Below are 23478 nucleotides of genomic sequence, written 5' to 3'. Positions count from 1 at the left end.
TTGCGCCGCCGGTCTTGGGGCGCCGGATCCGACGATCTGAGGGATCGCGCATGACCGGTCCGCGCCAGCCTGACCACTGCTTGCCCAGCCAATACCGCCACTACCGCCGCTACTGCCATTCTGCCTCGCCGACATGAAAATGAAGACCACCTCGCCGCAACTGACGGCCTATGAAGAAGTCAAGCCTGGCTTCGGCTGGATCGATGCGCTGGTGCTGGCGGTGCTGTTCGGCCTGCTGTGGAGCGCCCTGCACTTCGGCAAGGGCATGCTGGTCCACTTCGACCCGTCCGACCAGCTGGAGGTCGACAGCTCGCCGGCCATGATCCCCTATTACGCCGGACGCACGCTCTTGCGCATGTGGATCGCCTTCGCCTTCTCCCTGTTCTTTGCCATCGGCACCGGCTACCTGGCCGCCAAGAGCCGCCGCGCCCGCGCCCTGATCCTGCCCGCGCTGGACATCCTGCAATCGGTGCCGGTGCTGGGCTTCCTCTCGGCCACCGTGACCGGCTTCATGGCGCTGTTCCCGGGGAGTCTGATGGGCGTGGAATGTGCGGCCATCTTTGCCATCTTCACTGGTCAGGTGTGGAACATGGCCTTCGGTTTCTATCACTCCATGGTCACCATCCCGACCGACATGCAGGAAGCCGCCACCACCTATCGCCTGACCGCCTGGCAGCGCTTTCGCACGGTGGAGTTGCCGGCCTCGGCGCACAGCCTGATCTGGAACTCGATGATGTCCTTTGGCGGCGGCTGGTTCTTCGTGGCCCAGAGCGAAGCCATCAGCGTCATGAACAAGGATCTGAAGCTGCCCGGCCTGGGCTCCTACATGGCGCAGGCCATCGACCAGGGCGACCACACGGCGGCGCTGTGGGCGGTCATCGCCATGCTGGCGCTGATCCTGGTGAGTGACCAGCTGGTCTGGCGGCCGCTGCTGGCCTGGGCCGACAAGTTCAAGATCGAACTGACCGAATCGACCTCGCCGCCGACCTCCTGGGTCTATGACCTGCTGCGCGGCTCCTACGTCTTCACCTGGCTCGATGAAAAAGTCTGGCTGCCGCTGGGCGACTGGCTGGCGCGCCGCCGCCCGGCCGGCACCCCGGCCGCACCGACACCGGCCCGCATCACCCGCGAACGCTGGACCAGGCGCCTGCTCACCGGCGCCCTCTGCGCCCTGCTGATCTTCGAAGCCCTGCGCGGACTGGTGGCGGCCATCGATGCACTGCACGGGGCCATGAGCTGGAGCCTGTTCGGCCACATCGTCTGGCTGGGTTTCCTGACGCTGCTGCGGGTGCTGGCCATGACGGTGGTGGCCACCCTGATCTGGACGCCGGTGGGCGTGTGGATCGGCTCCAAGCCGCACATCGCCCGCTTCGCCCAGCCGCTGGCGCAGATCGGCGCTTCCTTCCCGGTCAACATGACCTTCCCGCTGGTGGTGGGCTGGTTCGTGGCGGCCAATGTCAGCATGAACTGGGGCAGCATCCTGTTGATCGCCATGGGCACGCAGTGGTACATCCTCTTCAACGTGATCGCCGGTGCCATGGCCATTCCCAATGATTTGAAGGAAGCCGCCCGCATGTATGGCCTGTCGCGCTGGAACCTGTGGAAGACGCTGATCCTGCCGGCCATCTTCCCGTTCTGGGTGACCGGTGCATGTACTGCTGCGGGCGGTGCCTGGAACGCCTCCATCGTGGCCGAACTGGCCAGCTGGGGCGACGTCTCGCTCAAGGCCGATGGCCTGGGTGCCTATATTTCGGCGGTCACCAAGTCCGGTGACACGCCGCTCATCATCGCCAGCATCGGCGTGATGTCGATGTTCGTCGTGCTGATGAACAAGTTTGTCTGGCGTCGCCTGTATGCCTTCGCCGAACGCCGTTTCCGCCTCGATTGACCGTGAGCCAAGCCATGACTACCTCGCAACAACGCCCTGCCGTCGCCGAACTGTGCGCGGTCAGCAAATCCTACAATACCGCCGGCGGCCACGAGCTCAAGGTGCTGGACAACATCGACCTGGCCGTGCATGAAGGCGAACTGCTGGCCCTGCTGGGCCAGTCCGGTTCGGGCAAGTCGACCATCCTGCGCTGCCTGACCGGGCTGGTGGAACCCAGCTCGGGCCACACCATGGCCGGCGGCAAACAGCTCAACGGCGTCAACCGCGATGCCTCGGTGGTGTTCCAGACCTTTGCGCTCTATCCGTGGCTGACGGTGGAACAGAATGTGGCGGTGGGTCTGATGTCGCACAACCCGACCCGCGAAGAACGCGATGCGGCCGTGGACCGCGCCATCGAACTGATCGGCCTGGGCAACTACCACAGCGCCTATCCGCGCGAGCTATCGGGCGGCATGCGCCAGCGCGTGGGCATTGCGCGGGCGCTGGTGTCCAAGCCCAAACTCTTGTGTCTGGACGAAGCCTTCAGCGCCCTGGACGTGCTGACCGCAGAGAACCTGCGTCAGGAACTCATCAGCCTGTGGCGCGCGCCGGACAGCGGCCTGACCTCGATCTTCATGGTCACCCACAACATCGAGGAAGCGGTGGAGATGGCCACCCGCATCGTCGTGGTGTTCCCTCGTCCGGGCCGGCTGGGGCTGGTGCTGGAGAATCCGCTGCCCTATCCGCGCGATTCCAAGAGCCCGGAATTCCAGCGCCTGGTCAACATCATCCACGAAGCCATCACCACGCTCTCGCTGCCCGACCTGCCGCCGGAAACGCACGTCCCCGGCGAGCCGATCTCGCGCGGGCGCAAGCGCATGGAATCCATCCCGCTGATCCCGGTGGGCCAGATCCTGGGCCTGATGAGTCTGCTGCAGGACGAGCCGGAACTGAACAACATCTACGATATCTCCGACGAGATCGGCAAGGAATTCGGCGAGACCATCGCCACCGTCAAGGCCGCCGAAATCCTGGAGCTGGTGGATACCCCCAAGCAGGAGGTCTACCTGACCGACCTGGGCCGCCGCTTCGTGGCCGCCGACCGCAAGGGCCAGCGCGCCATCTTCGCCGAGCAGGTCTACAAGCTGCGCATCTTCCACATCATCCTGGCGGTGCTGGGCGAGGCCGAGGAGATCGAGGCCGAGCGTGTGTTGAAAGACATCGGCAGCGCCCTGCCCTATGACAATCCGGAAAAGACCTTCGAGACCATGATCGCCTGGGGCCGCTATGCCGGTCTCATGGACTACAACGCCAAGAGCGGCATGGTGTTCGTACCCAAGGACGAAGACGACGAAGACGGCGCCCAGGGCTGAGCGCCCCGGCACTGGAGCGGCTGAGGCTGAGGCTGAGGCTGATTCAGTGCAGGGCCGCCAGGGGCGCGCCCTGCAAGCCCGGCGGGGCCGTCATCGCATGGCTGGCGTTGACCACGGTCGAGGCATCCTGGCGGATCTTGAAGACCGAGACCACCTTCAGCAACCCCAGGGCCTGCTGCGACAGCGACTGTGCTGCCGCACTGGCTTGTTCCACCAGCGCCGCATTCTGCTGGGTCACCTGATCCATCTGCACGATGGCGGTGTTGATCTGTTCGATGCCGCTGCCCTGCTCCTGGGTGGCCGAGGCGATATTGTTCATGATCTCGCCGAAGCGCTGCACCGAGGCCACGATCTCGGTCATCTGGTGGCCCGCATTGGCGACCAGTTCCGAGCCCGCGCTGACGTGCGACATCGATTCACCGATCAGGTCCTTGATCTCCTTGGAGGCCACCGCGCTGCGCTGCGCCAGTGAACGCACTTCCGACGCCACCACCGCAAAACCACGCCCCTGCTCCCCGGCGCGCGCCGCTTCCACCGCCGCGTTCAAGGCCAGGATATTGGTCTGGAAGGCGATGCCTTCGATCACGCCGATGATGTCGGCCATCTTGCCCGAGCTGGCCGAGATTTTATCCATCGTCGAGACCACCCGGTCGAAGGCGGCACTGCCGCTGCTGGCGGTCTGTGCGGCGCCGCCCGACAGGCGCAGCGCTTCGGCGGCGTGCTCGGTGTTCTGGCGCACGGTGGTGGTCAGCTCTTCCATGCTGGCGGCGGTTTCTTCCAGCGAAGCGGCCTGTTCTTCGGTGCGTTGCGAGAGATCGAAGTTGCCCTGCGCGATCTGCCCGCTGGCCACGGAAATGGTCTCGGCCGCCGACTTGATGCCGTGCGCGATCACGTTCAACTGGTAACGCATCTGCTCGATGGAAGCCATCAGGCTGGAGCCGTCACCGTCACGCAGGCGCACGGTGGCGGTGAGGTCGCCCGCCGCAATCTCGCGCGCGATGGCCTGGGCTTCGGAAGGTTCGGCACCGAGCTGGCTCAGGATACTGCGCGCAATCATCGCCGAGGCTGCCACGCCCACCAGCAGCGCCAATGCGGCGGCGCTGAGCATGATGGTACGCAGCCATGCATAGGTGCTGCGGGCACTGGCAGCGGCTTCATCGTTGAGCTGGTCTTCGAAGTCGGCCAGCTCGGTGAGCGACTTGATCCAGGCCTGCTGCTTGGGTCGTACCTCGGTGAGGAGCACCTTGACGGCATCGAGCGGCTTGTTGTCCAGTCCCAACTGCAAGGCCTTGGCCATCAGCGGTACGGTCGCAGCTTCATCGTTCTTGATCTGGGCCAGCAACTGCTTCTCGCGCTCGGTGGTAGCGGCCTCGGTGGTGAACATCTTGTCCAGCGCCACCAGGGCGTCGGCGTAGATTTTTTCCTGGCGCGCCAGCGTCTGCGATTCCACGCGCATGCCTTCCTGATCGTCCAGCAGAGCGATGTTGCGAATGGCGATGGCACGCTGGCTCAGCGCCACCCGCAAGGTGGTGACCAGCTTGGTTTCAGCATTGTTGACGGCACTGATGTCGGTGAGTGCATCGTTGACGCGCGACATGCCCATCATGCCCAACACGGAAATGCCCAGCAGAAACACCAGAATCAGGCCGAAGCCCAACGCCAGTCTGGTCACGACTTTCAGCTTGCCCATAGTACTGACCCCTTAGCGTATCCCCCGGCCGATGGAAGGTGAAGCCGGAGAGAGTTGGTCGAAACCTGCGCGGGCGGACTGCATGACCCGCCTGCTTGTTGAGCCAGGCGAGGAAAATGAGATCGAAAGGGGCGCTATTGTGATTGTGATGTCCCTTTGCGGCAGTCGACACGCCGGCAAGGAAGCAGCAGTGTATGCTCCCGCCGGCCTTGACAAAGCGACGATCAGCGAGGATTTACCACTTCACTAAAAAGTTACCATTCTGCGTACATTCACGTTAATGATGAGCTCAGGCCAAGTTGACGTTTTCTGCACCATGGCCGGCAAACACTGATCAGGCGGCCGGTTGCGCCTGACGCCGCAACCGGCTGGCGCTGACCGCCGTGGCCAGTGCCGTTGCCACTACCGCAACCCACAGTGCGATACGGATCGCCTCGCCATCCTGGGTCGGGCTCATCTGCACTTCGCCTTGCGCCACCGCAGCGGCGGTGCAGATCGCCAGGACCGTCCCCAGCAGTGCTGCGCCCAGGCACTGGCCGAAGGTCCGCATGATGGCCAGCACGCCCGAGGCATTGCCGCTGCGTTCACGCGTCACGTTGGAGAGCATCTCGCGGTTGTTGGGACTCTGGAAGAAACCGAAGCCCATGCCGCACACCAACGCGCGCCAGCCGATGTCCCAGGCCTGGGCGTGATCGGGCAGCAAGGCCAGCAAGCCCAGCCCGACGGTAAAGAGCGCCAGACCCAGGCTCGAGAGCAGCGCCGCAGAATGGCGGTCGGCCAGGCGGCCGGCATGCGGGGCCACCAGCACGATGCCCAGCGGCCACGGGGTAAAGAGCGCCGCCGATTCGAAGGCGGTATAGCCATACGCATTCTGGAACAGGAAGGGCAAGGCCACGAAAGCGATACCCTGGCCCACGAAGGAAACCAGCGAAGTCAGTGCGGCCAGCGAGAAACGGGCATTGGCAAAGATATCCAGCGGCAACAGGGGCTCGGACACGCGGCGCTGTCCGCGCACGAAGGCCAGTGCGGCCAGCACGGCCACGGCCGCGTAGCCCGACGCCAGCAGCGCGGCATGCGCGCTCTGGCCGGGTTCGGCAAAGCGCGCACAGGTATCGGCCGCCATGATGAGCGCGCCCATGGCCAGCGCCGACCACAGCGCACCGGCCACGTCGAAGGGTGCGCGCGCCGGTTGGCGCGTTTGCGGAATGGCGCTCCAGGACAGCAGTACCGCGATCACGCCCAGCGGCACGTTGATGAGGAAGATCCACTCCCAACCGAGGGCCGCCAGCAAGGTGCCGCCCAGCACCGGGCCGATGGCCGTGCTGGCCGCCACCAGCACGGCATTGAGGCCGAGGATGCGGCCCAGCAGGCGGTTGGGAAAGACGGTGCGATGGATCGCCGGCGCAATGCTGAGCATGGCCGCCCCGCCCAGTCCCTGCAGGACGCGCATGGCGATGAGCACATCCACCGAGCGCGACAGCGCACAGCCCAGCGAGGCCAGCGTGAACACCGCCAGCCCGGCCGTGAACTGGGTGCGGAAACCCAGCCGCGCAGACAGGGCGGCAAAGGCGGCCAGCGTCATGGCGGTCGCCAGCAGGTAGGCATTGGCCACCCACACCGAGGCGGCGGCCGAGGTCTGCAGGGCCAGGCTGATCTGGGGCAGGGCCACGTTGATGATGGTGCCGTCGAACACGGCCATGGTGGTGGCCATCATCACGGCCAGCATGGCGCGGCGGCGCTGCACGCCCGGCAGGCCTTCGTCGCCGGGCAGGTCGGAAAAGAGTTCCATGGGAATCGCTTGGGAAGATCGGATCAGGTCTTCACTATAGCCAGCCATGAGACGAGGCGGAAGACGCACGGCTTGCATTGGATAATTGCATCAGACGCCATGTCTGAAAACACATGCTAGGATGCGCCATGCCCGATACCGACCTCAACCTGTTGATCGCCCTCGATGCCCTCATCGCCGAAGCCAGCGTGGCGGGCGCCGCGCGCCGGCTGGGCCTGAGCGCCTCGGCCATGAGCCGCACGCTCACGCGGCTGCGCCTGGCCACCGGCGATCCTTTGCTGGTGCGTGCGGGGCGGCAGATGGTGCTCACTCCTTGCGCCGAGGCGCTGCGCGAGCGCGTGCGCAACGTCGTGCACGAAGCGCGTTCGGTCTTGCGTCCCTCGGTGCCGGAACTGGACCTGGCGCGGCTGGAGCGCGACTTCACCCTGCGCGCCAACGAAGGTTTCATCGAAGCCTGCGGCGCCGCGCTCATCGGCGCCGTCACCGCCGAGGCCCCACTGGTGCGGCTGCGCTTCGCCCCCAAGATGGAACGCAGTCCCCTGCCGCTGCGCGAAGGCAGTGCCGACCTGGAAATCGGCGTGGCCAGCGAGATGGGACCGGAGGTGAGACTGCAGACGCTGTTCCGCGACCGCTTCGTGGGCGCGGTGCGCATCGGGCATCCGCTGGCGGCCTTGCGGCGGGTGAGCGCGGAGCGCTATTGCGCCTACGAACACGTGAGTGCCTCGCCGCGCGGCGACCGCAACAGTCCGCTCGATGCGGCGTTGGCCGCACGTGGCCTCACACGCAAGGTGGTGGCGGTGGTGCCGAGTTTCCCCGGCGCGCTGGCGGTGGTGCGCACTTCTGACCTGGTGACCATGGTGCCCTATTCCTTCCTGACCACGGCCGGCGCACCGCGCAAGGATGGCAGCGCCTCCGGCATCCATCTGTTCGAACTGCCGGTGCCCACCGATCCCATCATCGTCGCGCTGATGTGGCATCCCCGGGTGGAGATGGACCCGGCCCATCGCTGGCTGCGCAGCAAGGTGCGTGCCGTGTGTGCCGGACTGACCAGGCTCGGGCCCAAGGGCCGTCCCGGCTGAACCTTTTTCTGAAAGACTTCCATGCAACTGCAAGGCATCCATCACGTGGCCGTCATCTGTTCCGACTATGCCGTCTCCAAAGCTTTCTACGTCGACCTGCTGGGACTGCGCGTGATCGCCGAGCATTACCGCCAGGCGCGCGACTCCTGGAAGCTGGACCTGGGCCTGCCCGACGGCAGCCAGATCGAACTGTTCTCCTTCCCGGCGCCACCGGTGCGGCCATCGCGCCCGGAAGCCTGCGGCCTGCGCCACCTGTCCCTGGCGGTAGCCGACGTCGCCGCCAGCAAGGCCGAACTGGAAGCCCGGGGCGTGGCCGTGGAAGATATCCGCGTGGACGAATACACCGGCCGGCGCTTCACCTTCTTCGCCGACCCGGATGGGCTGCCTCTGGAGTTATATGAAGTGATCCGCTGAGCCTGCCGCGCGCTGGCCGCCGCCCGCCTGCCCGACAGGCGATGCTGAAGTAAAACGTCAAAACGCGGCGAGCGCAGCGCACGGGCAACGGCTATACTCGCGCTGCATTCCCGCCCTGCTGCGCCATCCCCATCCTCACCATGCAAAACCTCAAGACTTCCGCTTTTTCGCGCCTGAGCTCAGCCACCCTGCTCGGTGCGGCCGTCGTGCTGGGCATGTTCTACTTCGGCCGTGACATCCTGGCACCGCTGGCGGTAGCCGGCATTGCCAGCCTCATCATCCTGCCGCTGGTCCGCAAACTCGAAGTCCTGGGCCTGAACCGCGCCGCGGCCGCGATGGTCTCGGTATTGCTCGTCGGGGGCTGCCTGGTGGCGCTGGCGGTGGTGCTGACCTTCCAGCTGGTCAGCGTGACCAGCGACCTGCCGCAGTATCGTGACGCCATCCAGGACAAGATCGAGAGCGTACGCACCCTGACCGAACGTCCCTTCGCCCGGCTGGAAGCCGAACTGACGGCGGTGATCCCGCAGCCGCTGCCGGAGACCGCGCGCAGCGGCAAGAAGAACAGTCACACCGCGACCGCCGCCAGCACCGCAGCATCCAGCCCCGAAGCCGATACCCGCATGTCGGTGCGCGGTGCGCTGCGACGCCTGTTTGCACTGGCCTGGGGGCCCATCGGCCAGGCCGGCATCGTGCTGGTGCTGCTGGTGTTCATCCTGCTGGAACAGGAATCGCTGCGCGAACGCCTGATCCGCCTGGCCGGACTGACCGAGATGAGCCGCACCATGCAGGCCCTGGGCGATGCAGCCGAAGGGGTCTCGCGTTTCTTCTTTTCGCAGTTCGTGGTCAACCTGGTGTTCGGCCTGACCATGGGGATCGTGCTGGCCGTCGGCGGAGTACCGCACGCGGTGCTGTGGGGCACGCTGGCCGGAGTGCTGCGCTTCGTACCCTACCTGGGCGCGCTGGCCTCGGGGCTGATGATCTCGGTATTCATTGCCGCCATCGATCCGGGCTGGTGGCTGGCGCTGTCCTTCCTGGCCTTCTACGTGGGGCTGGAAGTGATCGTCTCCAACTTCATCGAGCCGCGCGTCTATGGCCACAGCTCGGGGTTGTCGCCGCTGGCGGTGATCGTCTCGGCGCTGTTCTGGGGCTCGCTGTGGGGCCCGATCGGCCTGCTGCTGTCCACGCCGCTGACGCTGTGCCTGGTCGTGGCCGGACGCCACGTGGCCGCCCTGGAGCCGATCACGGTCCTGCTGGGCGAAGCGCCGGATATGAGCCATGCCGAGCGTTTCTACCAGCGCGCGCTGGCCGGTGAATCCGAAGCCATCATCCGCGCCGCCCGCGCCCATCTGCAAAAGCAGAGCTTTGCCAAGTACTGCGACCAGATCCTGCTGCCCGGCCTGGCCCTGGCCGCACTGGACCTGCGCAATGGCCGCATCGAAGCTGCCCAGCAAGACCGCTTGCTGCGCTCGATCTCACAACTGACCGAAGTGCTCACGCAAAGCCCCGGCGCCCCGCGCAGCCTGCGCCGCCGCCGCGAAGTGCCGCTGCTCAACAGCGGCGTGGGCGCACATCTGCGCGAACTGCGCCTGGCCCGCCTGGGTCGCTGGCAGGGCTCGCTGGACGTGCCGCAAGGCTCAGTGGTGCTGTGCGGCGGCCTGCGCCGGGAGCGCGACGACCTGCTCTCCGAACTGCTGGTGCATGCGCTGCGCGTGAGCGGCATCGATGCCCGCAGCATGACCTTCGACCAGCTCGAAGAAACGCCCCCCGACAGCAGCAAGGGCCAGCTGGTCTCCATCGTGTTTCTGGTCTATCCGGAACGCGACAAGCTGGAGACCTGGCTGGACGTGGTACGCAACCTGCGCACCGACCTGCCGCATGCACTGCTGGTGACGATCCGCCCTTCCTTCTTCAATGAAGAAGTGGATGCTGCGACCGTGAAGGAGCAGGTGGACATGGTGCTGTCGTCCTTCGAGGAAGGACTGGCGTTCGCGTCCACCCATATGCGGCCGGCCATCAAGACCTGAGCCGACACAGCCGGCGCCAACGCAGGACAATAAAAAAACCGCCCGGCTTGCACCGGGCGGTTTTGCTTTTTGCGGCGAGGGCCGGGAATGGCCGGCAGCGATCAGCGCTTCAGTTGCGACAGGTCACGCACGGCGCCACGATCGGCCGAAGTGGTCAGCGCAGCATAAGCCTGCAATGCCTGCGACACCACGCGCTGGCGGTTGCCCGGCTGCCAGGCAGCATCACCACGGGCTTCCATGTCGGCGCGGCGCTTGGCCAGTTCCTCACCGGAGATGCGCAGATTGATGGTGCGGTTGGGGATGTCGATGTCGATCATGTCGCCCTCCTCCACCAGGCCGATGGCGCCGCCTTCAGCCGCTTCCGGCGAGGCGTGGCCGATCACCAGGCCCGAGGAACCGCCGGAGAAGCGGCCATCGGTGAACAATGCGCAGGCCTTGCCCAGACCCTTGGACTTGATGTACGAAGTCGGGTACAGCATTTCCTGCATGCCGGGGCCGCCCTTGGGGCCTTCGTAGCGCACGATGACCACATCGCCGGCTTTCACCTTGTCGCCCAGGATGCCTTCGACGGCGGCGTCCTGGCTCTCGAAGACACGCGCGGTGCCGGAGAATTTCAGGATGCTTTCATCCACGCCTGCGGTCTTGACGATGCAACCCTTCTCGGCGATGTTGCCGTACAGGACCGCCAGGCCGCCATCTTGCGAATAGGCGTGTTCACGGTCGCGGATACAGCCGTTGGCGCGGTCCAGATCGCTTTCCTCGTAACGCTCTTCCTGCGAGAAGGCCACTTGCGTGGGCACGCCACCGGGCGCGGCGCGGAACAGCTTGTGCACGGCCGGATCGCTGGTGACGCGGATGTCGAATTTCTCGATGGCCTCACCCAGGGTCTTGCTGTGCACGGTCGGACGCGAGGTATCCAGCAGGCCGGCGCGCGCCAGCTCACCCAGGATGGAGATGATGCCGCCGGCGCGGTGCACGTCTTCGATGTGGTACTTGTTGGTCATCGGTGCGACCTTGCACAGGCAGGGAACCTTGCGCGAGATGCGGTCGATGTCGGCCATGGTGAATTCCACCTTGGCTTCGTGGGCTGCGGCCAGCAAGTGCAGCACGGTGTTGGTGGAGCCGCCCATGGAGACGTCCAGGGTCATGGCGTTTTCCCAGGTTTCCTTGGTGCAGATGTTGCGCGGCAGGATGCTGTAGTCGTCCTGTTCGTAGTGGCGCCTGGCCAGTTCGACGATCAGGCGGCCGGCGCGCAGGAACAGTTCCTTGCGGTCGGCATGGGTGGCGACGATGGTGCCATTGCCGGGCAGCGACAGGCCCAGCACTTCGGTCAGGCAGTTCATCGAGTTGGCGGTGAACATGCCCGAGCAGGAACCGCAGGTCGGACAGGCCGAGCGTTCCACTTCGGCCACGTCGGCGTCCGAGATGTTCTTGTCGCCTGCCTGGATCATGGCGTCCACCAGATCCAGTTTGATGACCTTCTTGTCGGTGTTGACGGTCTTGATGACCTTGCCGGCTTCCATCGGACCGCCGGAGACGAAGACCACGGGGATGTTCAGGCGCATGGCGGCCATCAACATGCCCGGGGTGATCTTGTCGCAGTTGGAGATGCAGACCATGGCGTCGGCGCAGTGGGCGTTGACCATGTATTCCACCGAGTCGGCGATCAGGTCGCGCGAGGGCAGCGAGTAGAGCATGCCGTCGTGGCCCATGGCGATGCCGTCATCCACGGCGATGGTGTTGAATTCCTTGGCCACGCCGCCGGCCGCCTCGATCTCGCGCGCCACCAGCTGGCCCAGGTCCTTCAGGTGGACGTGGCCGGGCACGAACTGGGTGAAGGAGTTCACCACCGCAATGATGGGCTTGCTGAAATCGCCATCCTTCATGCCGGTGGCACGCCACAGCGCACGCGCGCCGGCCATGTTGCGGCCTTGGGTGGTGGTATAGGAACGGTAGGTCGGCATGATGGGTGTCTCCTCAGGGCTGCTTAGGGAAAAAGGGAGCACAAGAGTGCCCGCAGGAGGACTGTTTGTCCAATATATAATTCGATGGGTATTAATACACCATCGATATGAATCAACCGCAAGAGGTGCTGCCAGCCACACAAGATAGTGCGCGGCGCTGGCAGCGCACTTCTCCTGGCTTCAGCCACCCACGCGGCTCAGGTGTTCATAGAGGATCGCCGCCCCCACGCCGATCAACACCACGCCACCGATGATCTCGGCACGCTTGCCGATCAGATGCCCCAGCACGCGGCCGACCATGATGCCGATGGTGACCATGGTGGTGGTGGCCAGGCCGATGAGCAGGGAGGCTTCGAGGATGTTGACGTCGATGAAGGCCAGGCCCACGCCCACGGCCATGGCGTCGATGCTGGTGGCCACGGCGGTGAGGGCCAGCATGACCACGGATTGCTTTTGGGGGGTGACGTCGGCGGCGTCTTCCTCATCGTCGTCGCTGAGACCTTCGCGAATCATGCGCGCGCCCAGCACCAGCAGCAGCACGAAGGCGATCCAGTGATCCCATTGCGAGACCCACTTGGTCGCGACAGAACCGGCGAACCACCCGATCAGGGGCGTGATGGCTTCGATCACGCCGAACAGCAGACCGATGCGCAATGCCTGCAGGAAGCGTGGCTTCTGCATGGCGGCGCCCTTGCCGATGGCTGCCGCAAAGGCGTCAGTGGACATCGCAAGCGCGAGGAGAACGAGAGCGGGGAAATTCATGAACGGGGTTCCTTGGCCGGGCGAAGTCCATGGACGTGCCTGCGCGCCCAGCCTGGCCGCAGGATACGTCTATGGTCTCGCCTACCTGGATGGCTACCCGCGCCACGGCAGCGATGCTGCCGAGAATGTTGACACGGGCTCTTCCGGATGACCCGGAAGCTGGCTACTCCCCAAAGAGAAGCCACGATTTTAAACGAAGACGGACGGGCTAGACAAGTTGTCGTGCCGCGTTCGTCAGAATGATGCGGCGTGCGCTACACAATGGTTTGCCAGGCATACATTGTGACGATCAGTGCGCATTACCCTGCCCCACCGGATCCACATGCGTCATCACATCCAGCACATGATGCGCCGCCAGCACCCGCCTGCGTGCGTCGATGGCAATGGCATGCCCTTCGGTGACGGTGAGGCCACCATCGATTTCCAGATGCACATCCACCAGCGTGAGGTCGCCCATGCGCCGCGTGCGCAGGTCGTGCAGGCCCTGCACGCCGGGCGTGGCAAGGATGGTGGCGCGGATGGCCTGCGCTTCTTCGGCTGAGACGGCGCGATCCATCAGGTCGTGCAAGGCGCTCCAGAAAAATCCCCAGCCGGTGCGCACCACCATCAAGCCCACCACGGCCGCCGCTACCGGATCAAGCAAGGTGAAACCGGCCAGGCTACCGACAATGCCCAGCGCCACCACCAATGAGGATGCGGCGTCCGAGCGTGCATGCCAGGCATTGGCGACCAGCATGCTGGAGCGCACCCGCTCGGCGATGCGCAGCATGTAGCGAAACAGCAGCTCCTTGGCCAGCAGCGCCGTCAACGCAACCCACAAGGCAGCAACGTGCACCGGCGGCGTGTGGCCATAGTGCTGGATCTTCTGTGCGGCCGAGACCAGCATGCCCAGGCCCACCGCCAGCAGCAGCGCACCCAGCGCGAGCGAGGCCGCCGTTTCGTAACGCTGGTGACCATATTGATGATCGTCGTCGGCCTGCTTGCGGCTGTGATGGCCGGCCAGCAGCACCACGAAATCGGAAATGAGATCCGACAGCGAATGAATGCCGTCGGCAATGAGCGCCTGCGAACCAGAGAACACGCCGGCGGTGACCTGCAGCATCACCAGCGCGATATTGACCACGATGCTGACCAGCGTACTGGTACGGCCTGCCCGATAGCGGGCCGCACTCAAGGCATCTTCACGAGGATCTTCTCCCTTGAAGTCTTCTATTTGGGTACTTAACATAAAACCAACGATAAGAGCCTAATCTAGAGCCAAAATTGGCAAAACTTGTGCTACCGACCAAATTACTGGATCATCTTGCCACATTACAATGTCATCCGTATTGCGTCAGGGGGACTGCCGCCGCCTTTTTGCCGGTGCGGTCAGCAACGCGCCGGATCAGGGCCCGCACCTCCATGGCAGGACCAGACATCCCCGCGTCACTGGCTTGTGTCACGACACGCGAGCGATCCGAAACAGACCCGGTGCAGCCTTACATCGAGGAACAGAATGAACCAAGCAACTCCGCAACCGCTGTCGTTTGCGTTCGACAGGGCCAGCGGCGAACTGAGCGCCACCTGGCAGCCCGTACAGGGCTTTCCGCCGCTCACGCTGGCCTTCCTGAAACAGGCCATGGCCGACCAAGGACTGACGAAACTTTTTTTCCAGGATTCGGTGCTCAACGCCTTCGTGCGCAAGGCCGAAGATGCCAAGGAGCCGATCACGCAAGTCATCGCCGAGCGCCGCGACGGCGAGTTCTCGCTGGAAGTGGACGATGACCTGATGACGGCCTCGCTGACCCTGGTGCCGCCCTACGGCGGCCGCGCCAAGAGCGTGGAAGTGGTCAATGCCATCCGCGCCGCCGGCATCACCTACGGCATCCTGCATGAGCAGTTGCGCGCGGCGCTGTCGGCCGGCTTCTGCAACAAGCTGGTGGTGGCGCAGGGGCTCATGCCCACGCCTGCCGAGCCGGCCCGTTTCGAGAGCCTGCTGGAAGAAAAGGAAGAAGAGCTGGCCGACATCGACGAAGATGCCGTGGTCTCCTACGCCGACATGGGTCACATCTTGCTGGTGAAAGTGGGCGATCCGCTGATGCGGCGCATTCCCCCGGTGCCGGGCCAGGATGGCATCGACATCCGTGGCGGCAAGGTGCCGGCGCGGCCGATTGCCGATGTGCCCTTTTCCAAGGAATGCATCGGTGCCGAACCGAGCGAAGAAGACCCCGACCTGCTGGTGGCCATCGTACCGGGCCAGCCCACGGTCATCAAGAATGGCGTGAAGGTCAATCCGGTGCTGGATGTGGAAAACGTCGACCTGTCCACCGGCAACCTCAGCTTCGAAGGCACGGTGCGCGTCTCGGGCGACGTGCTCACCGGCATGAAGATGAACGTGGGCGGCGACGTGGTGGTCAACGGCACCGTGGAAGCGGCCGAGATCGTGGCCGGCGGCAGCGTCACGGTCAAGGGTGGCGTGATCGGCCACACCGAAGGCGTGACCGCGCAGGCCGGCACCACGTCCATTGCCTCGCGCATCAGTTCGCAGAAATCGGTGCAGGTGATGTTTGCCGAAAGCGCCCATATCGAAGCGGCCGAAGACATCCTGGTGCTGGGCAACGCCCGCCACTGTGAACTGCTGGCAGGCAACGAGATCACGGTAGGCAAGGGCAATCCGCGCACCGGCCACATCATCGGCGGACGCGTGGAAGCCACCAACATCATCCGCGCCAACGTCATCGGCGCACCCACCACCACGCACACGCGCGTGCAGGTGGGGCTGGACCCGTATCTGGAAGAGAAGATCGCCATCAAGGAACAGGAATACACCCGCAAGGTGGCCGAGCTGGACCGCACCATCAAGCAACAGAGCTACTACAAGCTCAACCCCGAGAAGGCCACGCCGGAACTGCTGCACGAAACCAGCGACAAGCGCAAGGCGCTGGCCTACGAGGTCAAGGTGCTGCTGGAGGAAGTGAGCCAGATGAAGGAAGGCATGGTCGCCGCCGAAGACGCGCGCATCATCGTGGCCAAGGCCGTGCATGAAGGCACCGAGCTGCGCATCGGGCATGAGGTGTGGCCGGTGCAGTCCGACCTGGGTGGCGGTACCGCGCAACTGTTCGAAGGCGATATCCGCTACAACCCGAAGAAGTAAACCTGCCCGCATCTCGTCGGGCGGCCTGTGGATAAATCATTTATATCGTTTACGCGCCACTTGTCCACAGGCCGCCGCAGATCCACGCACTGAATTCTCCCCTGCCATGCAAGATCTGCTTCCCCATCCGGACCTGGCGCAATTGCGCGCCCTTGCCACCCAGAGCGCGGCCGTCACGCAGGACTGCAACTGCCGTGCGGCCGACAGCGGTGGCTGGATCAGCCTGCCGCTGTCGCTGCCGGAAACGCAACTGGTGGACATCGCGACTCTCATCGCCGATCCCTACGACGAACCGACCTTCACCGAATACCATCCGCAAGGCACGCGCTATGCCTCCCCTGAGGCTCCGATCGCGCCGGCCTGGTATCCCTACAACCGCTGCAACATCGCGCGCTGCACGCAATGCGGGCGCCACTACCTGCGCTACATGGAGGCCGGTGGTTACTTCGTGGACCGGCGCATCCGTTCACTGGAGCAGCCGGCGCTGATCGTCGAGGCCAGCTGAGAAGCGCTGCAAGTGCAGCGTTCAGCGCTGGCTCAAGCGGCTGGCCATGAGGATCTGGTACAGCGTATCGGCCGGGCGTGACAGCCGTCGGGCAGTCAGGGCCACATATTCCACATCCGGCAGGCGCGGCAGCGCTGCGTGATTCAACGGCACCACCAAGTCTCGTGAGGACAGGTGCTGCGGCAAGGCCGCCAGCCCCAGGCCGCCGCGCGCGGCCGCCATGCAGCCGGCGTGGCTGCCGCTGGTGCAGACGATGCGCCAGTGATACCCGGACTTGCCCAGCGCCTGCAGGGTAGCCGCGCGCGTGATGCTGGGTTCGGGCAAGAGGATCAGCGGCAGCGGTTCGGTCAGGTCGACCAGGGTGTCCGGGCGCGTGAGCCACTGCATCGGCGTGGAAAACATGCTGTGCCCGCGCGACTCGCCCGCGCGGCGCTTGCCAACCAGCAGATCCAGCTTGCCCTGGTCGAGCGAGGCATAGAGGTCGCTGGTCAGGCCGATGGTGATTTCCAGTTCGACTTCAGGATGCTGGCTGCGAAAGGCCGCCAGCATATCCGGCAACGGCCCCATGGCCAGGTCGTCGGAGGTGCCGAAGCGCACCCGGCCGCGCAGGCGCGGGGCGCTGAACTGGGCTTCGGCGCGGGCATGCGCCTGCAGGATCAGGCGGGCGTGCACCAGCAGGCTCTCGCCATCGGCGGTCAGCGCCAGGGAATGCGTATCACGGACGAACAGGCGCCGGCCCAGGCTGTCTTCCAGGCGCCGGATGTGGTCGCTGACGGTGGATTGGGTCAGCCCAAGTTGCCGCCCGGCCTCGGTGAAACTGACCGAGGCAGCGGCGGTGGCAAAGGTCTGGAGCCAGGTGGGATTGAGCATCTGGACATTATCATCGGCATTTCCGATGACAGTCAACGCGATCAGAGGGGTTCCCGATGGCCGGGCGTTTTCCTATCATGAGGGCAAACCCGCACAGTCCATTCACTCCATTCATTCCCGTTACCTCCGAGAGCGCCATGAACCGCTTCCTCCCCGATCGTTTCACCCAGTTGCTCGTCGGCACCGTGTTGCTGGCGACCTTCTTCCCGGCCACCGGCAGCTTCGAGCACTTCATGCACATCGCCAGCAATGCGGCCATCTCGCTGCTGTTCTTCCTGCACGGTGCCAAGCTCTCGCGCGAGGCCGCGCTGTCGGGGCTGAAGCAGCCGCGCCTGCACCTGGTCACGCTGGCCTCGACCTTCATCCTGTTCCCGCTGCTGGGCCTGGCCCTCAAGAGCGCCGTCCCCGACCTGCTGACCCCGCAACTGTGGATGGGCGTGCTGTTCGTCTGTACGCTCTCTTCCACCGTGCAGTCGTCCATCGGTTTCACCTCGATTGCGCGCGGCAACGTGCCCGCTGCGATCTGCGGAGCGACTGCTTCGAACCTGCTGGGCATCGTCATCACCCCGCTCTTGGTGACACTGCTGCTGCATCGCCATCACGAAGCCAACGGCGTGTCGGAAGTGCTGAGCATCCTGCTGCAGTTGCTGCTGCCCTTCGTGCTGGGCAACCTGATGCGTCCGTGGATCGGTGACTGGATCAATCGCCACAAGGTCATCGTCAACGTGGTGGATCGCGGCGGCATCCTGCTGTCGGTCTATTCCGCCTTCAGCGTGGCCGTGGCGCAAGGCGTGTGGCATCTGTTCCCGCCGCGACAGCTGGCCTTGCTGGTGCTGGTCAATGCGGTGCTGCTGGGCACCGTGCTGCTGGTGACCACCTTCGGCGCACGCGCCCTGAAGATGCCGCGCGGCGATGAAATCGTGCTGGTCTTCTGCGGTTCCAAGAAGTCGCTGGCCTCTGGCATTCCCATCGCTTCGGTGCTCTTTGCCGGTAGCGGCGCGGCGGTGGTGTTGCTGCCCATCATGCTGTTCCACCAGATGCAGCTGATGCTGTGTGCGGTGCTGGCTCGGCGCTATGCCGCACGCCATGACAGCGAGGAAGCGCCCGCAAGCAGTGCCCAGGAAGGTGTGCCGGCTGCGGCCGCCCGCTGAAATCTTCCCTGTTATTGCCGAGGTGCGGGGGCTACTGACAGAACGTTGTCAGTAGCCCTCGCGCATGATGCGTTCCATGCCACACGGCATAGACAACGCTTCACTCACAAGACAAGGAAGAACACCATGCAAACCCAAGTCAACTGGTTCGAGATCGCCACCAAGGATCTGCAGCGCGCCACGCGCTTCTACGAAACCGTCTTTGCTACCAAGCTGCGCCAGGAACAGATGTCCGAGGAGGGCCCGATGGCCATCTTCGTGCGCAACGACGGCCAGTCCATCGGCTGCCTGACCGGCCCGGGGTGGCTGGAACCCACGCGCCAGGGCACGCTGATCTACCTCGATGCCGGCCCTTCGATCCAGGCCGTGCTGGACCGCGTGAAGGCAGCCGGCGGCGAAGTCACCATGGAACGCTTCCAGCTGCCCAACGATATCGGCTACATCGCCCAGTTCATCGACAGCGAGGGCAATCGCCTGGCCCTGCACGCGATGCACTGAGCGCCGGGCCGCCTGGTGAGCGCTCTGCGCGCATCTTGCACAGCAGCATCGAAGTCTGTGGCGGGCGGGGATGTTGCGTGCCAGAATGGCGCGCATCATTTTTTCGTCTGCCTGCCATGCGCCGAGCCGATCGCCTGTTCCAGATCACCCAGTACCTGCGCGGCCGCCGTCTCACCACGGCGCGCCAGCTGGCGCAATGGCTGTCGGTCTCGGAGCGCACGGTCTACCGCGACATCCGCGACCTGTCGCTCTCGGGCGTGCCGGTGGATGGCGAGGCCGGGGTTGGTTACCGCATCAAGCCGGGCTATGACCTGCCGCCGCTGATGTTCAACGCCGATGAAATCGACGCGCTGGTGATCGGCATGCGCATGGTGCAGGCCTGGGGCGGCCCGCAGCTGGGCGCCTCGGCCGCCTCGGCGCTGGCCAAGGTGGTGCTGGCCCTGCCCAAGGAAAAACGCGATTTCGTCGAGGCCACGCCGCTCTTTGCGCCGGCCATGCAGGATGACTGCGGCCAGGGCGAACGGCTCGAAGCAATCCGCCAGGCCATCGGCAGCCGCCACAAGCTGCTGCTGCATTACACCGATGCCCAACAGCGCAGCAGCCAGCGCGTGGTGTGGCCGCTGGCGCTGGCCTTCTTCGGGGGTACCTGGCTGCTGGCCGCGTGGTGCGAGACGCGCGAGGACTTCCGTTCCTTCCGGCTGGACCGGGTGCAACAGATGAGCGCGCAAGGACATTACCCGGACCGCAACGGCCGCCGCCTGCCGGACTTCGTGCGCGCCATGCAGCGCCAGGCGCGTACGCAGCCCTCCACCACCCCCGCCACACCACCTGCGCAACCGACCAACGCCTGACCAGCTGGCCGGCCAGCGCCAACGCAAACCGCATATGCTGCTGCGGATTGATTCGTTCGCAAGCCTCGAGCAAGCGTTTAGTCTGGGACCGTCACTCACTTCCCGCGAGTCCCGTCATGCGTCCTGCTGCTGCTTCTGCTGCTTCTGCTGCCACCCCCATCGCCTTGTCCCTCGGTGACCGCTGTGTGCTCTGCGTCGGCGGGCTGACCGGCGCCCGCAATCACTACCGCACCGAGATCGAGACCCGCGCGGGACGCTTCCTGCATCACGACGGCGGGCGTGAAGACAATCTGCATCGGCTCACGCCAATGCTGGCCGCGGCTGACATCGTGATCTGCGCTTCGGGCAACATCAGCCACAACGCCTATCACCTGGTCAAGAGCACCTGCAAAAAGCTGGGCAAGCCCTGCGTGCTGGTCAAGGGCACCGGCATTGCCTCCTTCCTCGATGGCCTGGGCCATCTGGCGGCCAGCGAAGCACCGCAGGAGGGCCGCTCGGCACGTGGCGACCGGGTGCTGCGAGGCAGGCGCTAGCCTGCCAAAAAACGGTCTCAGCGGTCTCGCTTGGAAAAAATCGCAAAAGCCCCCTACAATCGACTCCCCGGCGCGCCTTGCGTGCCGTACCGACCACATGCCGACACGGCAATTTCCGGGAGTCCGTTTGAAGATCGCATCTCGCCTCTGCACCTGCCTGCGCCCGCGCCTGTCTGCGCTGCTGCTGATGCTGGCCAGTGCCGTGGCCGCCGCACCGTCGGCACAGGCGGCGCCGCAACCCAGCTTTGGCATCGAGATCGGCAATGCCCTGCTCTGCCTGAACCAGCTCAACAGCAAGTATTTCTACGATTACCTGGTGGCCGCCTTCGGGCCGCCCTACAAGACCGAAGGCGGAGCCTACTGGTTCAGGGCCACCAACGTCTCGCTGTGGGGCGTGCAGGCCACCGACTTTCTGGTCAATGACAGCAGCAGCCAGGCCGACTTCATCGGGGCCTACTTCAACACCACGCCGGTCAAGCTGACCGATGCCATCAAGTCGGCGCTGGGCATCCGCTTCACGCCCGAGGACGACTCCGCCTATCCGGTGCGGCAGTCGCAGGCCGGCAGCAAGATCGTCTACAACGATACCAACGCCAAGATGTATTGCGCCAAATCCAAGTTCCTGGTGCCAGGCCCCGAGCAGCCCTGAACCCTGATCTCGCGCGCCGGCCCGTCCCCGTGAGCAGGGCAGCGCCGGTGAGCATGCAGCTCAGGCCACCTGCAAGGCCCGCAGCAAGGGCAGCCGGTTGCGCGCGAAGAGCCGCGCCTGATGTGCCAGTTCGTCCAGGTTGTCGTTCTCGTCTTCCAGACGCACGCCATCGCGCACCAGCCGCTTTCCCTGCGCCGCGATATGCCGCCAGACCTCGGCTGGCCAGGCTTGCACATCATCACCGCAGACCTCGCGCGCCAGCAGGAACAACTGCTCGACCGGATCCACCTTCACGCCACCGCCGGTCAGCGGACTGACCAGATGGCCGATGTCCCCTTCCTGACCATCAGGCAGCACCAGCGCCGCCCGTTGCAGGAGATAGGCATTCAGGTCGGCGCTACGGCGCGCGATCTGCGCCTGGGTGACGGCATCGGGTTCGGGGGGCAGCGGTGCCGCATGGCCGGTGCCGATCAGCATCAGGGCCGAATCGATCACCTGCGACAGGTTCAGATTGCGATGGGCCAGCGAGGCCGCCAGGTCGACCAGGGTATGCGGCCGGTAATCCGAAAGCGCCTGCAGGATGGGCTCATAGATGAGGCGGTTGAGCGTGATCTCGGAAGCCACGTTCTGGATCGTCAGCGGTACCTTGTCGGGCTCGGTCAACAGCACCAGGCTTTGCAGCGCCAGCGCCTGCACGCGCTGGCGTTCGTCGAGCACCTGGCCGCCGCGCACCCAGTAATCACGGCGGAAAGTCTGGTTGACCATGAAGTCGCGCGTGCTCTGGTACAGCACCGGATCCTCGATCCCGGCCAGGCACTGGCGCTGCGCCGGCGTGAGGTTGGCCATGTCGAGATGGTCGATGTAGTGCGCCGGGCAGGCGAACTCCAATCCCACCTGTGAAAAGCAGCGATGCAGCTCGGCAAAGGGTTCGGCATGCCAGTCGCGATTGAAATATTCGTGCGCGAGGTAACTGCGCGACTGCTGCTGCAGGATCTTGAGACGGTCGCGCATGAAGGGATTGGCCTGGGCATACACCGGGTCGGTCTCGAACAGGCGCGTGGCGAATGCCAGGGCCGCCTCGATACGGGCCGCGGTCGGCAGGCCGCGCTCTTCATTGCCGGCCAGTTGCGTGTGCTGCACCAGCAGGTCACGCAGCGGCATGAAGGCCGACCAGCCCGGCTGGGTGTTGTAGCTCACGTACAGCACACCGCCCGGTTTGAGCTTGCGGTCGATGAAATCCAGGATGAGGTCGCGGTTGTCCTGCGAGACCCAGCTCCAGATGCCGTGCAGGGCGATGAAATCGAAGTCCGGCAGATCGTCGCGCCGGCAGAAATGCGAAAAGCTTGAGTCCTCCAGCTGCGCACGACTGCCACTGGCCCTGGCCAGCTCCTGGGCAAAGGCCGCCTGGCGCGGATTGAAATCATTGCCCCACCATTGCGTAGCGGACGCTGCGGCATGGAAGTTGGTCGACAGCCCCTGGCCGAAACCCAGCTCGCAAGCAGTGTGCACGGGCGGCGCCTGCAGGCCGTGGAAGGCGAAGGCCAGCGGCAGGCGCGCCGGATTCATGCCGGGGTAGTAGCCGTAGGTGTAGGGGATGTCGACGACGTAACCGTCATTCCAGTTGGTCAAGGCAGGCTCCGGGCAGCAAACATGAGGGAAGGACAAGCAAGGACAGGGCCAGGGTCAGCGCTGACGGCCTTCGTCGCTGATGCCGCTGCCGGCCTGGTCCTGGTGCTGGCCCTGATCCGCAGATGACGGGGCGGCGGACAGGACGTCGTATTTGCGCGCGTTGCCGCGCGCCAGCCCGACCGGATACTTGCGCCGGTTCAGTTCCATCTTTTCCAGCACGGCGCTGCGCAGGTCCACGCCCGTGTGGTCGGCCAGCTGGATGAGGTAGACCAGCACGTCGGCCATCTCATGACGGATGCCCTCGCGCGCCGCATCGTCCAGTTCATGGTCCGCGCCCGTTGGCAGCCACTGGAAATGTTCCACCAGCTCGGCCACTTCCACCGACAGGGCCATGGCCAGATTCTTGGGCGTATGAAAGCGCAACCAGTCGCGCTCGCTGGAAAAACGACGGATCAGATCACGCAGTTCGTGCAGATCGGACGTCGCGGGGACGGCGGCCGGGACATGGCCGGAGGGGGAAGCTGTCATGGGCTTTGGCGTCGGTTCGGTTGTTATGATGTGGCCTGTTGTCAGCCGGTTACTTTATCACCAACCCGCACAAACGCGGCGCCACGCTTGATCTGCGACAGTTTGTGTCCACAGAGAATGATGCACAATGTAGCGAAACACGCGACATTCTGACGAACATGCTGACACT

22 protein-coding genes are annotated in these 23478 nt (G+C 64.9%); 14 read left to right on the top strand and 8 right to left on the bottom strand.

The features are described from left to right. Positions 1–139 precede the first annotated feature (139 nt). Both AACH55_RS02720 and AACH55_RS02715 read left to right on the top strand, forming a co-directional pair. Positions 140–1888 carry an ABC transporter permease subunit gene (locus AACH55_RS02720; RefSeq protein WP_338717877.1) on the top strand — a complete coding sequence of 583 codons (1749 nt, stop codon included), beginning with the start codon at positions 140–142 and terminating at the stop codon, positions 1886–1888. Positions 1889–1902: 14 nt separating this feature from the next. Further along, complete coding sequence (locus tag AACH55_RS02715) at positions 1903–3240, top strand: nitrate/sulfonate/bicarbonate ABC transporter ATP-binding protein (RefSeq protein WP_338717876.1); 1338 nt, start codon at positions 1903–1905, stop codon at positions 3238–3240. A 43-nt stretch (positions 3241–3283) separates the two neighbouring features. Here the strand turns inward: AACH55_RS02715 and AACH55_RS02710 are convergent, their stop codons facing one another. After that, a complete protein-coding gene (locus AACH55_RS02710; protein WP_338717875.1) occupies positions 3284–4930 on the bottom strand; it encodes a methyl-accepting chemotaxis protein in 1647 nt (548 codons plus the stop codon). 82 nt (positions 4931–5012) lie between these two features. Between AACH55_RS02710 and AACH55_RS02705 the strand changes: the two genes are divergently transcribed. Beyond that, on the top strand, positions 5013–5180 hold the full coding sequence (locus tag AACH55_RS02705) for a hypothetical protein (RefSeq protein ID WP_338717873.1): 168 nt from the start codon (positions 5013–5015) through the stop codon (positions 5178–5180). An 84-nt stretch (positions 5181–5264) separates the two neighbouring features. On the opposite strand, the gene AACH55_RS02700 is transcribed toward AACH55_RS02705, so the two are convergent. After that, positions 5265–6719: an MFS transporter gene (locus tag AACH55_RS02700; RefSeq protein WP_338717871.1), complete on the bottom strand. Its 1455-nt coding sequence runs from the start codon at positions 6717–6719 to the stop codon at positions 5265–5267. Positions 6720–6847: 128 nt separating this feature from the next. Here AACH55_RS02700 and AACH55_RS02695 point away from each other — a divergent pair, with 128 nt between their 5' ends. From AACH55_RS02695 to AACH55_RS02685, 3 genes are all read left to right on the top strand, one after another. After that, positions 6848–7798, top strand: coding sequence for a LysR family transcriptional regulator (locus AACH55_RS02695; RefSeq protein ID WP_338717870.1), 951 nt, complete (start codon positions 6848–6850; stop codon positions 7796–7798). Between the two features lie 21 nt (positions 7799–7819). Next, the gene (locus tag AACH55_RS02690) at positions 7820–8212 is read left to right on the top strand and encodes a VOC family protein (protein ID WP_338717868.1); all 393 of its coding nucleotides are present in this window, start codon (positions 7820–7822) and stop codon (positions 8210–8212) included. A gap of 140 nt (positions 8213–8352) precedes the next feature. Then, positions 8353–10236, top strand: coding sequence for an AI-2E family transporter (locus AACH55_RS02685; RefSeq protein ID WP_338717867.1), 1884 nt, complete (start codon positions 8353–8355; stop codon positions 10234–10236). Between the two features lie 101 nt (positions 10237–10337). On the opposite strand, the gene ilvD is transcribed toward AACH55_RS02685, so the two are convergent. Both ilvD and mntP read right to left on the bottom strand, forming a co-directional pair. Continuing rightward, the gene (ilvD, locus tag AACH55_RS02680; protein ID WP_338717866.1) at positions 10338–12200 is read right to left on the bottom strand and encodes a dihydroxy-acid dehydratase; all 1863 of its coding nucleotides are present in this window, start codon (positions 12198–12200) and stop codon (positions 10338–10340) included. A gap of 180 nt (positions 12201–12380) precedes the next feature. Then, positions 12381–12962 (bottom strand): manganese efflux pump MntP, encoded by a 582-nt coding sequence (mntP, locus tag AACH55_RS02675; RefSeq protein WP_338717865.1) that lies wholly within the window; start codon positions 12960–12962, stop codon positions 12381–12383. On the opposite strand from mntP, the gene AACH55_RS02670 reads away from it, so the two are divergent. After that, entirely contained in the window at positions 12961–13113 is a 153-nt protein-coding gene (locus AACH55_RS02670; RefSeq protein WP_338717864.1) for a hypothetical protein, read from the top strand. The two genes, mntP and AACH55_RS02670, sit on opposite strands and share 2 nt — an antisense overlap. A gap of 138 nt (positions 13114–13251) precedes the next feature. Here the strand turns inward: AACH55_RS02670 and AACH55_RS02665 are convergent, their stop codons facing one another. Beyond that, positions 13252–14190: a cation diffusion facilitator family transporter gene (locus AACH55_RS02665; RefSeq protein ID WP_338717863.1), complete on the bottom strand. Its 939-nt coding sequence runs from the start codon at positions 14188–14190 to the stop codon at positions 13252–13254. Positions 14191–14457: 267 nt separating this feature from the next. Here AACH55_RS02665 and AACH55_RS02660 point away from each other — a divergent pair, with 267 nt between their 5' ends. After that, positions 14458–16095 (top strand): FapA family protein, encoded by a 1638-nt coding sequence (locus AACH55_RS02660; RefSeq protein ID WP_338717862.1) that lies wholly within the window; start codon positions 14458–14460, stop codon positions 16093–16095. A 106-nt stretch (positions 16096–16201) separates the two neighbouring features. After that, positions 16202–16600 (top strand): hypothetical protein, encoded by a 399-nt coding sequence (locus AACH55_RS02655; protein WP_338717861.1) that lies wholly within the window; start codon positions 16202–16204, stop codon positions 16598–16600. 21 nt (positions 16601–16621) lie between these two features. On the opposite strand, the gene AACH55_RS02650 is transcribed toward AACH55_RS02655, so the two are convergent. Further along, positions 16622–17470, bottom strand: coding sequence for a LysR family transcriptional regulator (locus tag AACH55_RS02650; protein ID WP_338717860.1), 849 nt, complete (start codon positions 17468–17470; stop codon positions 16622–16624). A 137-nt stretch (positions 17471–17607) separates the two neighbouring features. Here AACH55_RS02650 and AACH55_RS02645 point away from each other — a divergent pair, with 137 nt between their 5' ends. From AACH55_RS02645 to AACH55_RS02625, 5 genes are all read left to right on the top strand, one after another. After that, the gene (locus tag AACH55_RS02645; protein ID WP_338717859.1) at positions 17608–18621 is read left to right on the top strand and encodes a bile acid:sodium symporter family protein; all 1014 of its coding nucleotides are present in this window, start codon (positions 17608–17610) and stop codon (positions 18619–18621) included. Between the two features lie 126 nt (positions 18622–18747). Beyond that, positions 18748–19119, top strand: a complete 372-nt coding sequence (locus tag AACH55_RS02640; protein ID WP_338717858.1) for a VOC family protein — start codon at positions 18748–18750, stop codon at positions 19117–19119. A gap of 116 nt (positions 19120–19235) precedes the next feature. Further along, a complete protein-coding gene (locus tag AACH55_RS02635; RefSeq protein ID WP_338717857.1) occupies positions 19236–19970 on the top strand; it encodes a YafY family protein in 735 nt (244 codons plus the stop codon). Between the two features lie 116 nt (positions 19971–20086). Further along, positions 20087–20503, top strand: coding sequence for a DUF2325 domain-containing protein (locus AACH55_RS02630; protein ID WP_338717856.1), 417 nt, complete (start codon positions 20087–20089; stop codon positions 20501–20503). Between the two features lie 187 nt (positions 20504–20690). Continuing rightward, entirely contained in the window at positions 20691–21152 is a 462-nt protein-coding gene (locus AACH55_RS02625; protein ID WP_338720151.1) for a hypothetical protein, read from the top strand. Positions 21153–21212: 60 nt separating this feature from the next. Here the strand turns inward: AACH55_RS02625 and AACH55_RS02620 are convergent, their stop codons facing one another. Both AACH55_RS02620 and AACH55_RS02615 read right to left on the bottom strand, forming a co-directional pair. Beyond that, positions 21213–22781: a methyltransferase regulatory domain-containing protein gene (locus AACH55_RS02620; RefSeq protein ID WP_338717855.1), complete on the bottom strand. Its 1569-nt coding sequence runs from the start codon at positions 22779–22781 to the stop codon at positions 21213–21215. Positions 22782–22835: 54 nt separating this feature from the next. Next, positions 22836–23309, bottom strand: a complete 474-nt coding sequence (locus tag AACH55_RS02615; RefSeq protein ID WP_338717854.1) for a nucleotide pyrophosphohydrolase — start codon at positions 23307–23309, stop codon at positions 22836–22838. Between the last annotated feature and the right edge of the window lie 169 nt (positions 23310–23478).

The organism is Herbaspirillum sp. DW155 (assembly GCF_037076565.1).
In the GTDB taxonomy this organism is placed as follows: domain Bacteria; phylum Pseudomonadota; class Gammaproteobacteria; order Burkholderiales; family Burkholderiaceae_D; genus Herbaspirillum.
The sequence above is the reverse complement of the archived record's forward strand: the minus strand, read 5'-3'. Positions and strand labels throughout refer to the sequence as shown.